The sequence below is a fragment of the Pseudoxanthomonas sp. 68-E7 genome (assembly GCF_057773145.1).
In genome coordinates, this window is the sequence record NZ_JBYMTI010000002.1 from 215,107 (window position 1) to 226,469 (window position 11,363).

Sequence of the window (11,363 nt, forward strand, 5' to 3'; positions counted from 1 at the left end):
TGGGACTTCATTCGGCGACGGGAACGATCAACTTCAGCCCCTTGAAGTAATCACGGTAGAACCTGTCGTCGCGGGTGATCAGGCCATTGCACTGGAGCAGCGCATGGGCGCCGATCAGGAAATCGGGTGCCGCGCGGAGGTGCGCGCCGTCGCGCTGGCGGTAGCGCCGCTGCATCTCGCCGGCGCGCAGCGCCGACTTGGCTTCCAGCGGACTGAAACGGATGCTCATCTCCTCCAGCACGGCCATGGCTTCCGAGCCATCGCGCAGGGCGCTGCATACTTCGGCCAGCGCGACTTCGCAGATCACCACCGGCCCCGCGCTCAGGCACTGGCGCAGGCAGGCTTCGGCGGCGTCCGCCTGCGGGCCGTCGGCCAGCAGATCGATGAGGACGGAGGAATCCAGGGCAATCATGGCGTCGGCTCAGGCGCTCACTGTTCCGGCGGATCGCCGGGCGCGTGGCCGCGCAGGGCGCGCATGGCCGCGTCGGTGCTGTCGAAACCGTCCAGCTTGAAGCGGCCGCGGGCGCGCGAGATGGCGTCGTCCACGCTCTTGCGCAGGACAATCCGGCTGCCTTCCAGTTCGACCTTGAGCACGCTGCCCTTGGTCAGCCCGAGGGCGTCACGGACGGCCTTGGGCAGGGTGATCTGGCCACGTTCGGCGACGGTCGCTTCCATCCGGGGCTCCTGCGAAGTATGTACGAATTATACATACTTTCTGCCGCATACCCCACCCCGCCCGGCGGGAAACCGAGGCCGGGCATCGCGCCCGGCCCGGCCGCACCTCAGAAGGACACTTGGAAACGCATGTTGACCGTGTAGCCGCGGTCGTCCCCCGCGTAACGCCCGGCCGGCTGCCGGGCCCGCCAGCGCACGGTATCCAGCATCAGCCGGCTCCAGTTGTTGAGGTACCAGTTGGTGCCCACGGTCCACGCGCTGCCCCGCCCGCCGCCGGGCAGGTCGGCATAGTCGGCGGATTCGTAGCGGGTCTTGAGTTCCCAGGCGCCGCTGCCGCCTTCGCTGACCGGCGTGCCGACCTTGACCCGGCCCCAGGTTCCGGACCTGGCCGAGTACGCCGGCCGTGCCTCGCCCAGGAACCAGCCGGCGCCCAGCGCATGGGCACGGTGGATGAAGGTCCCGCGCTCTCCTGGTTCCCCGCCGTGCAGCCGCCGCGCGCCCCATTCGCCCTGGACCCACGCCGGTCCGGAGAACGCCGCCAACTCCAGTCCCAGCGCCTCGCTCCTGTCGGCATCGGCGACGCGCCCCGGGGCTATCCGCAGGTTGTCGTTGAAGGTGCCGCCGATGGCGGCTCCGCGCACGGCCCTGGCGGTGCCCCGGATCTGCTCGCGGAATCCCCACCCGCCCAGATGGATCGTCGTCCGCTCGTTGCGCACCGGGTTCCAGTGGCCGCGCAGCGTGTAGGCCAGCGCGCCATTGCCACTGCCCGGCTCATCCGGTCCGTCGCCGCTGACATGCAGCGCGGCATGCCAGCCTTCGCCCTGCAGCCGCTGCATCACGCCGAGATCAGAAGCCCCATGCTGCGGAATGATGATCGCACCCACCACGTTCCGGCTCTGGAAGGGCGTGTTGGAGACGCCGCTGGCGCCATCCATGCCGCGGTCGTTGAGGCGCAGGCCGATCGAGAATTCGGCCGGGATGCCGAACAGGCGATGCTCGAATGCGCCATACGCCGACTTCCAGCTCACCGCATCGCCAGCGAAATCGGCTTCCAGCACGTAACCCAGGCGGCCGTAGTTGCCCTCCGCGCCCAGGCGGGCCGAGCTGATTTCGGTTCCCGACAGGTTGCGCGAAGCGGTACTGGAACCGCCGGTACTGGACGCATCCACGAAGAAGCGGCCACGCGGATGGAACTTCGCCTTGCCGTCCGCGCTGGAGAACTCCGGCGCGCCCTTGGCCCATTGGACCTTGGGTACGGCCGGCTGGGCGGCTTCCAGGCGATCAAGCCGTGACACCAGTGCGGCGGCATCCGGGGCACTCATTGGTGGATGGCCGGCCGCGTCCGCGGCGCGCACCGGCGTTCCGGCAAGACTCGATTCGATTTCGGCCAACCGCGCCTCCAGCGCCTGGATGCGCGCCGCCTGCTGCCGGACAAGTTGTTCGACCGCGGCGGACGACGGCCCTTCCGTCTCGATTCCGGATTGCGCGCGGGCTGTCGCGCAGGACGACAAGACGGCGAGTGCCAGCAAGGGTGGCGTCAATTTCGTGCTCATCATGATTTCTCCAGGCAAGCCGACGCCCTCGGCGCCGATGCCGTTGCATTCGTCAAAGGGAAAAGGGAAACCGCTGCACTCCAGCGGATTCCAGGCAGGGGTTACCCGCTAGCGGGTTGTTTCCGTCGCGCGCGGACGCCAGGTAATCAGCCGGTGTTCGGCCACATCGAGCACGCGATCGATGAGCAGGACGAACATTGCCAGCACCACGATGCCGGCGAACACGCCGACGGCATTGAAGTTGCCCTCCGCCTGCGCGATCAGATAGCCCAGCCCCGCCGACGCGCCCAGGTACTCGCCGATGATCGCCCCGACCACCGCGAATCCCACCGAGGTGCGCAGCGACGACAGGATCCAACTGGCGGCCGCGGGGAAGTACACGTGCCGCAGCAGGTCACGCCGGTTGGCGCCCAGGATGCGGGCATTCGCCAGCACGGTCGGATTGACTTCGCGCACGCCCTGCATGGCATTGAAGAAGGTGATGAAGAACACCAGCGTCACCGCCAGCGCCACTTTCGACCACAATCCGAGTCCCAGCCACAGCACGAAGATCGGCGCCAGCACCACCCGCGGGATGGCGTTGAAGCTCTTGATGAAGGGATCCAGGATGCGGGCGATCGTGGTGTTCAATCCCAGCCACACCCCGCCGGCCACGCCCAGCACGGTGCCGATGACGTATCCCAGCGCGGTTTCGGTGAGCGTCACCGAGACATGCCGGTAGAACCCGGTATCGCTCAGCCACGCATACATCTGGGAAACCACGTCCCAGGGTGCGGGAAAGAAGAAAGGATCGATCACGCCCAGGGCCACCCCGGCCTGCCAGCCGCCGAACACGGCCACCACCAGACCCGCCTGGATGAACCGCTCAGTCGCCGTACGCATAGCTCTTCTCCACTTCCCCGCGCAGGCAGGCCCAGATATCGCGATACAGATCGGTGAAGCGCGGATCCAGCTTGATTTCAGCCACGTTGCGCGGCCGTTCCAGCGGCACGTGGAAACTCTCCACCACGCGACTGCCCGGCCCCGAGGCCAGCACCACCACGCGATCGCCCAGCGCGATGGCCTCTTCAAGATCGTGGGTAATCAGGATCACCGAGCGGCGATCCTCCTGCCAAAGCCGCAGCAACTCGTTCTGCATCAGGTGGCGGGTATGGATGTCCAGGGCGGAGAACGGCTCGTCCATCAGGATCACCTTGGGCCCGACAATCAGCGCCTGGGCCATCTGCACGCGCTTGCGCTGGCCTCCGGAAAGCTGGTGCGGATAGCGGTGTTCGAACCCTGCCAGGCCGACCTTCGCGAGCCAGTCGCGCGCCTGCCGGCCACGTCCGGGCATGCCGACACCGCGAAAGCGCAGGCCGAGTTCGACGTTCTCCAGCGCCGTCTTCCACGGCAACAGCGCATCCTGCTGGAACAGGTAGCCGACGCTGTCCTGGATGCCGGCCACCGGCCGGCCATCGATCGACACGCCGCCCGCCGCCGGCGCCAGCAGACCGGCCACGGCATTGAGGATGGTGCTCTTGCCGCACCCGGTGGGTCCGACGATCGCCAGGAACTCGCCATCACCGACCCGGATATCGACATCGCGCACGGCGACGAAATCACCGAATGCCATCGTCATCCGCTCGATCGACACCATCGGACCCGGCACCACCGGTGCCGCGAAAGGTATTTCCCGCCTGTGCTCGCGCACGGGATTCAGTACAGCCATGACATTGCCCTCCCCGGACAGAATCGTCAGTGCCCGCTCGACGCCCGATCGACGAAGCGGTTCGTGTAGGTCTTCGCCAGATCCACGCGGGCAGCCGCGATGTCCGGGTTGAACTCCGCCAGCACCGCCAGCGGCGTGGCCATGTCGGTCTCGGTGAACCGGCCATCGACGGAGAAGATGCCCCGCGCCGATTCCACCGCCTTGGCGTAGACGGCGCGGTCGCCGGAGACATAGCTGTCGGGAAGCGCGGCGACGATGGCCTCGGCGCCGTTCTCGGCAATGAATTTCAGGGCGCGGCGTTCCGCGCGAACGATCTTCTGGATGGCGTCCGGATGCTTCTCGATGAACGACTGCTGCGCGTACAGCACGGACGTCGGATAGATGCCGCCATAGACTTCGCGGGCGCCGGCATCGCTGCGGGCGTCAATCAGGATCCGGCCGACGCCGCGTTCCTGGATCAGGGTCGCCGCCGGATCGTAATTCACCAGCAGATCGACCTTGCCCTGTTCCAGTGCCGCGACGGCGGCGGCGCCCGAGCCCACGCCGATCAGCGACACGGCGGAGGCCGGAATGCCGTGGCGCTCCAGGTAGTAGCGGATGAAGAAGTCCGAAGAAGAGCCCGGCGAGGTGATGCCCACGCGCATACCGCGGATGGTTTCCGGCCGGGCCGGGTCAAACGGGCTGCGGTTGCCGCCGGCCAGCACCAGCCCCGAATTCCGCGACAGCAGCACGAAGGCGGTCACCGCCTTGCCCTTGGCCTGCATCTGGATGGTGTGATCGTAGAAGCCGACGGCCACGTCGGTGGAACCGGCGACCAGCGCCTGCAGGACCTTGGCGCCGCCCTGGGCGAAGTTCTCGGTACGGACTTCAAGCCCTTCGTCCTTGAAATAGCCTTGGGCGTCTGCGATGAAGAACGGCAGATTGTTGAGGTTGTAGGACCCCACGCTGATCCGCACCGCCTGCGTGGCCGCTTCCGGTTCGGCGTTGCCGCCCGTCGGCGCGGCGGTGCCCCCACGGTCGCATCCGGTGGACAGCAGGGCGAGCATGGCGCCCAGGCAAAGCAGTTTTCCGTACATCCTGTTCCCTCCCGAGGAATGGTGATGAATGGCTGGATGCGCTCCCGCGCTCAGGCGGCGCGCGTCAAGCGGGGGGCATCCTGATCCGACCGGCGATGCGCGAATACCCTGCCCTCGAACAGCCGCCGCGCGGTCCGCACCACGCTGGCGGTCCAGGGAACGCCGCCCTGCGCGGGTTCGAGCGAGACGTCGAGGCAACCGCCGGGGTGTTCCAGGATGATCGCTCCCGGCGCGTCCACCTGACCGGCAAGCGACCGTGCGACCGTGCCCGGTGTGACGGCGGCCGTGGCGATGCCGATGGCGCCGGTAATGGCCAGTGCGCCGTGGCACAGGTGTGGCATGAAGTAGCGCACCCGCAAGCCCGGCGCAGACGCGCGTGCGGCCAGCAGGACCGGCTTCGGGATGACCCGGTTGCCCGCATCCGGTATTCCCATGCGTCGGCCCGCCTCGATGCGTATCGCTTCCAGGCGCTGCAGCAGGGCCACGTCGCCGTTCAGTCGCGTCGTCGGTTCATCGCCGCGCAACCCGAGCGCGGCGGCCGGAATCATCACCATGGGAATCGCGCAATCGATGCAACTGACATCGACGCCGCCGATGCGCTCCCGTGCGACGCCGGTCGGCAGCAACGAGCCGCCCAGCGTGCCCGCGGCATCCAGAAAGGCCAGTTCGACCGGCGCGGCCCGACCCGGTACCCCCGCGATGCGGGTATCGCCCAGGTAGGTCACGCGTCCCCGCGGGGTCCGCACGGTGGCACGGATGATCTTGCCGGTGTTGACGTTGTGGATGCGGACCTGCGTGTGCGGATGGCCGCCCGCCACCAGGCCCGCCTCGATCGCGAAGGGTGCGGCGGCCGCCAGCATGTTGCCGCAGTTGGGACTGGTATCGACGCTCCATTCCTCGACCTTCACCTGCGCGAACAGATAGTCGATGTCCGCATCCGGCCGCGATGCGCGATCGATGATGGCAACCTTGCTGGAGAGCGGGTTGCCTCCGCCGATGCCATCAATCTGCAAGGGGTGGCCGGAGCCCATCAGATCCAGCAGCAGCCGATCGCGCGCGGCCGGTTCCGCTGGCAGATCGGAGGCCAGGAAGAAGGGACCTTTCGAGGTGCCTCCCCGCATCAGGACGCAGGGAATGCCCAGCAGGCCGTTGGACGACGCATCACCACTCATGCTTGAATCACATTAATATCGCGGTTGTGATTCGATACTGGCATGAAGCCGTGCGACGATTAATTGCTAATTTTTCCCGAATTGATAGGCGATGAGCATCAATTGCGAGATCCTGGATCTGCGCGCGTTCCTGCTGGTCAGCGAAACCCGCAGCTTTCATCGCGCGGCCGAAACCCTGCACCTGTCGCAACCGGCGCTCAGCCGGCGCATCCAGAAGCTGGAGCAGAGCGTGGGCGCCCCCTTGCTGGAGCGGACCACCCGCAGCGTTGTGCCAACGGCGGTCGGCCAGGACCTGCTGCCGCTGGTCAGGCGCATGCTGGAGGAGTTCGACGGCTCACTGTTCTCGCTGCGTGGCAGCGACGAACATCGCGGCGGCCAGGTCACCATCGCCTGCCTGCCGACGGCCGCGTTCTACTTCCTGCCCCGCGTGATCGCGCGCTTCCACGAGGATCAGCCGCACGTGCGGTTCCGCATCCTCGATCTGCCGGCCACCGAAGGCCTGCAGGCGGTGGAGCGTGGCGAGGTCGAGTTCGGCATCAACTTCATGGGCAGTTCCCATCCGGAGCTGGCCTTCGACGCCCTGCTCGAGGATCCGTTCGTACTCGCCTGCCGCCGGGATCACCCGCTGGCAAGGAAGCGGCGCATCCACTGGAGCGACCTGGCGCCGTATCCCTTGATCACGGTGCATCGGACCAGTGGCAACCGCACCCTGCTGGAAGGCGCGCTGGCACGCGAGAACCTGCGCTTGAACTGGTTCTACGAGGTCACCCACCTGTCCACGTCGCTGGGTCTGGTCGAAGCCGGCGTCGGCATCTCGGTCCTGCCACGGATGGCCACCCCGCAGGGCGAACATCCGATCCTGGTGACGCGTCCACTGGGTCATCCGGAAGTCTCGCGCACCATCGGCGTGGTACGCAGGCGCGGCGCGCAGTTGTCGCCGGCGGCGGAGCGCTTCCTGGACCTGCTCCAGCATGCGTGGCGGGACGGCTGAAACCCGCCGTCCACCCGCATCCGGGCCCAAAGCAAGTATCCGCCGGCAACAGTGAAGTCCATGTCCCTGCCCTTGGAGAACGCCCGATCCGGCTCCATTTGAGGGACAATCGCTTGCATCGCCGATGACTGTTTCCGTCGGCGCCGAGCCAGCCGGCCTCTGGCCGTCGTCATCGCCAGCAACCGTCACAGGAGCCCCCGCATGAGCGACTCTTTCTCCACCCGCAGCCGTCTGGACGTCAACGGCAAGTCCTACACTTATTTCAGCCTGCCCAAGCTGGGCGAGCGCTTCGACATCGCCCGCCTGCCCTACTCCATGAAGATCCTGCTGGAGAACCTGCTGCGCGGCGAGGATGGCATCAGCGTCACCCCCGAGCATATCGAGGCGGTCGCGAAATGGGACGCGACCCATGAGCCGGACACCGAAATCGCCTTCATGCCCGCGCGCGTGGTCCTGCAGGATTTCACCGGCGTCCCCTGCGTGGTCGATCTGGCCGCCATGCGCGACGCGGTGGTCAAGCTGGGCGGAAGTCCCGACCAGATCAACCCGCTGATTCCATCCGAGCTGGTCATCGATCACTCGGTGCAGGTGGACGTGTTCGGCAAGCCGGACGCGCTGGATCTGAACGGCAAGATCGAGTTCGACCGCAACAAGGAGCGCTACAGCTTCCTGCGCTGGGGCCAGAAGGCGTTCGACAACTTCAAGGTGGTGCCGCCCAACACCGGCATCGTCCACCAGGTGAACCTGGAAAACCTGGCGCGGGTGGTGATGACCACGCAGCGTGACGGCGAGGCCATCGCCTATCCGGATACCGTGTTCGGCACCGACTCGCACACCACGATGATCAACGGCATCGGCGTGCTGGGCTGGGGCGTCGGCGGCATCGAGGCCGAGGCGGCCATGCTGGGCCAGCCCTCTTCGATGCTGATCCCGCAGGTGGTCGGCTTCAAGCTGACCGGCAAGCTGCCCGAAGGCGCCACCGCCACCGACCTGGTGCTGACAGTCACCCAGATGCTGCGCAAGCTGGGCGTGGTGGGCAAGTTCGTCGAGTTCTATGGTGACGGCCTGCAGCATCTGCCGCTGGCCGACCGCGCCACCATCGGCAACATGGCGCCCGAGTACGGCGCCACCTGCGGCATCTTCCCGATCGACGCCGAATCGCTGAACTACCTGCGCCTGTCCGGCCGCGGCGAGGATCAGATCGCGCTGGTCGAGGCGTATGCCCGGGCCCAGGGCCTGTGGCACGACGCCGACAGCCCGCATGCGCAGTACAGCGCCACCCTGCACCTGGACATGGGCGACGTGAAGCCGTCGCTGGCCGGCCCCAAGCGCCCGCAGGACCGGGTGCTGCTGGAGGACATGCAGAAGAACTTCCGCGACAACCTGCAGCCGTTCGCCGAAGCCCGCGACAAGCGCAGCCAGGCGATTTCCGATTTCGTCGCCGAAGGCGGCGGTTCGGCGGTGGGCAACGAGGCGCTGAGCCGGGGCTACGCGGACATCGAAACCGAAGGCCAGAAGGTCCGGCTGAAGGACGGCGCCGTGGTCATCGCCGCGATCACGTCCTGCACCAACACCTCCAATCCGGCGGTGATGATCGGCGCCGGCCTGCTCGCCCGCAATGCCGCGGCCAAGGGACTCAATCGCAAGCCATGGGTCAAGACCTCGTTGGGACCGGGCTCGCGCGTGGTCACCGACTACCTGGAAAAGGCCGGCGTGCTGGATGACCTGGAAAAGCTGGGCTTCTACGTGGTCGGCTACGGCTGCACCACCTGCATCGGCAACTCCGGTCCGCTGCCGGTGGAAGTCAGCGCCGGCATCGCCACCGGCGATCTGGTGGTGACCTCGGTGCTGTCGGGCAACCGCAACTTCGAAGGCCGCGTGCATCCGGAAGTGAAGATGAACTACCTGGCCTCGCCGCCGCTGGTGGTCGCCTACGCAATCGCCGGCACCACCGACATCGACCTGAGCACCGAGCCGCTGGGCATCGGCAGCGATGGCCAGCCGGTCTACCTGAAGGACATCTGGCCGAGCAATGGCGAGATCGGCGACTTCATCGCCCGGACCATCGGCCCGGAAATGTTCGCCAAGAACTATGCCGACGTATTCAAGGGCGATACCCGCTGGAATACCATCGCCTCGCCGGATGGCGGCCTGTACGCCTGGGATTCGGATTCGACCTACATCAAGAATCCGCCCTACTTCGACGGCATGACCATGGCGGTCGGCGGCATCGACGACGTGCACGGCGCGCGCGTGCTGGGCCTGTTCGGCGATTCGATCACCACCGATCACATCTCGCCGGCCGGCAACATCAAGAAGGACTCGCCCGCGGGCCGCTTCCTGATCTCGCGGGGCGTGCAGCCGGTGGACTTCAACAGCTACGGCAGCCGGCGCGGCAATGACGACGTGATGGTGCGCGGCACCTTCGCCAACATCCGCATCAAGAACCTGATGTTCGGCGGCGAGGAAGGCGGCAATACGCTGTATCACCCGCCTGGCGGGGGCGTGCCGGAGAAGCTGTCGATCTACGACGCGGCGATGAAGTACAAGGTCGACGGCGTGCCGCTGGTGGTCCTGGCCGGCAAGGAGTACGGCACCGGTTCCTCCCGCGACTGGGCCGCCAAGGGCACCAACCTGCTGGGCGTGAAGGCGGTGTTCGCCGAGAGCTTCGAGCGCATCCACCGCTCCAACCTGGTCGGCATGGGCGTGCTGCCGCTGCAGTTCATCGAAGGCCAGAACGCGCAGACCCTGGGCCTGGACGGTTCGGAAGTGTTCGACATCGCCGGCCTGCAGGACGGCGCGTCCAAGGTCGCCACCGTCACCGCCCGCCGCACCGATGGCCAGGAGGTCCGTTTCCAGGTCAAGGTGCTGCTGCTGACGCCGAAGGAAGTCGAATACTTCCGTCATGGCGGCCTGCTCCACTACGTGCTTCGCCAGCTGGCCGCACGCGGGGCGGCCTGAGCGAGAAGCCCCTCTGCAGGAGCGACGTGAGTCGCGACCCGATTCCCCGCTGGGTGGATTGTTCCGGTCGCCGCTTGCGTCGCTCCTGCAGGACGCCGCCACGCGGCGCAGCCCGGACTACGGCCTTCCCCATGGAAAACATCCGCTCGGCGGTTGCCGGTTCCGCACGGTGTTTGCGTGGCATCCGGTGACGGGACTGGATTCGCCGGTCCATCGGGGAAACACCATGCGCGCACCACTGTTGTCCGGATGGCTCCTGCTGTCGCTGCTGTCCTGCATGCCGGCGGTCCATGCCGTCGAGATCACCGGAATGAGCGACTTCCCGACCCTGTTGGGCCGGTACGCACCGGGTGGCGACTGCCATCGGCAACCGCGAATCGTGATCGACGCGGCCGGCATGGGTTTCGAGGTCGAGGGCCGCAACGAACGGGTGGCCCGGCTGGAATACGCGGCCAGCTATGGCGGGAACTTCTATGAAGGCAGCAGTCAATGGTTCTTCCCGTTCGGGCGCGATGGCGCCTATCCGGTACTGATGACCTTCAACGCCGACGAAAAGGCGGGCGTGCTCACCGTGACGCCCCACGACGAAGGATTCGCCGGGGGCACGCCCTTGTCACCACGCAACCGCGCCCTGGTCGCCGGCTCGCCCTATCTGCGTTGCCGCTGACCTTGCGGGCTCAGCGGCCGGCCTGCCACTGCGCGTGGTAAAGCCGCCATTCGCCGCCATCCCTGCGCCAGCCGGTGGTGACGCGATACGACTGCGCGCTGTCCGGCAACCAGCGACCACGCCCCGCGCCGGTCAGCAGTGCATCGAAACGCACGGTCGCGGTGTCGGCCTGCAGGTCGATCTCCAGCGGCCCGGTGGTCACGCCCACGCTGTCGCGGGCCAGCAACTGCGCGCGCAGCAGGTTGTGCAACGCAGCACGATCCATGCCCCCGGGGCCCGAGAAGTCTTCGGCGATCCCATCCATCGCCTCGCCTGGACGCCGCTGCTCGACCGCCTGTTGCAAGGCGGCGAATTGATCGCGCAATTGCTGCTCGGGGGTGCTCCGGTCGCAGGCAGCCAACTGCAGCAGCAGGGCCAGCAGCAGGCATGACCGCCAGGACCGGGCGCGGGCGGATCCGGGCACCCGGATTACGTTCTTCACTCGCCCTTCGCCTTTTCCATCCGGAACGGTATGCTCACTCTCGTGGACCCCACGCGGCGCGGTCGCGCCGACATTGCAA

11 protein-coding genes are annotated in these 11,363 nt (G+C 67.1%); 3 read left to right on the forward strand and 8 right to left on the reverse strand.

Annotated elements, in window-relative coordinates; genetic code table 11:
- Positions 1–7 precede the first annotated feature (7 nt).
- The 7 genes from AC3DE2_RS05570 to AC3DE2_RS05600 form a co-directional block, all read right to left on the reverse strand.
- A complete protein-coding gene (locus AC3DE2_RS05570) occupies positions 8–412 on the reverse strand; it encodes a type II toxin-antitoxin system VapC family toxin (protein WP_295378088.1) in 405 nt (134 codons plus the stop codon).
- Between the two features lie 17 nt (positions 413–429).
- The gene (locus AC3DE2_RS05575) at positions 430–675 is read right to left on the reverse strand and encodes an AbrB/MazE/SpoVT family DNA-binding domain-containing protein (protein ID WP_295378090.1); all 246 of its coding nucleotides are present in this window, start codon (positions 673–675) and stop codon (positions 430–432) included.
- Between the two features lie 107 nt (positions 676–782).
- Positions 783–2,228, reverse strand: coding sequence for an OprO/OprP family phosphate-selective porin (locus AC3DE2_RS05580; RefSeq protein ID WP_488425404.1), 1,446 nt, complete (start codon positions 2,226–2,228; stop codon positions 783–785).
- A 108-nt stretch (positions 2,229–2,336) separates the two neighbouring features.
- On the reverse strand, positions 2,337–3,110 hold the full coding sequence (locus AC3DE2_RS05585; RefSeq protein WP_295378096.1) for an ABC transporter permease: 774 nt from the start codon (positions 3,108–3,110) through the stop codon (positions 2,337–2,339).
- Positions 3,094–3,936: an ABC transporter ATP-binding protein gene (locus tag AC3DE2_RS05590; RefSeq protein WP_295378100.1), complete on the reverse strand. Its 843-nt coding sequence runs from the start codon at positions 3,934–3,936 to the stop codon at positions 3,094–3,096. The genes AC3DE2_RS05585 and AC3DE2_RS05590 overlap by 17 nt, the downstream gene beginning before the upstream one ends.
- A 26-nt stretch (positions 3,937–3,962) precedes the next feature.
- Positions 3,963–5,012 (reverse strand): ABC transporter substrate-binding protein, encoded by a 1,050-nt coding sequence (locus AC3DE2_RS05595; protein WP_488425405.1) that lies wholly within the window; start codon positions 5,010–5,012, stop codon positions 3,963–3,965.
- A 50-nt stretch (positions 5,013–5,062) separates the two neighbouring features.
- On the reverse strand, positions 5,063–6,184 hold the full coding sequence (locus AC3DE2_RS05600; RefSeq protein ID WP_488425406.1) for a 4-oxalomesaconate tautomerase: 1,122 nt from the start codon (positions 6,182–6,184) through the stop codon (positions 5,063–5,065).
- 91 nt (positions 6,185–6,275) lie between these two features.
- On the opposite strand from AC3DE2_RS05600, the gene AC3DE2_RS05605 reads away from it, so the two are divergent.
- The 3 genes from AC3DE2_RS05605 (at position 6,276) to AC3DE2_RS05615 (ending at position 10,803) form a co-directional block, all read left to right on the forward strand.
- Positions 6,276–7,175 (forward strand): LysR family transcriptional regulator, encoded by a 900-nt coding sequence (locus AC3DE2_RS05605; protein WP_295378108.1) that lies wholly within the window; start codon positions 6,276–6,278, stop codon positions 7,173–7,175.
- 201 nt (positions 7,176–7,376) lie between these two features.
- Positions 7,377–10,136: an aconitate hydratase AcnA gene (acnA, locus tag AC3DE2_RS05610; protein WP_488425407.1), complete on the forward strand. Its 2,760-nt coding sequence runs from the start codon at positions 7,377–7,379 to the stop codon at positions 10,134–10,136.
- Positions 10,137–10,362: 226 nt separating this feature from the next.
- Positions 10,363–10,803 carry a hypothetical protein gene (locus AC3DE2_RS05615; protein ID WP_488425408.1) on the forward strand — a complete coding sequence of 147 codons (441 nt, stop codon included), beginning with the start codon at positions 10,363–10,365 and terminating at the stop codon, positions 10,801–10,803.
- A gap of 10 nt (positions 10,804–10,813) precedes the next feature.
- On the opposite strand, the gene AC3DE2_RS05620 is transcribed toward AC3DE2_RS05615, so the two are convergent.
- Positions 10,814–11,284: a YybH family protein gene (locus AC3DE2_RS05620; RefSeq protein ID WP_488425409.1), complete on the reverse strand. Its 471-nt coding sequence runs from the start codon at positions 11,282–11,284 to the stop codon at positions 10,814–10,816.
- Positions 11,285–11,363 lie beyond the last annotated feature (79 nt).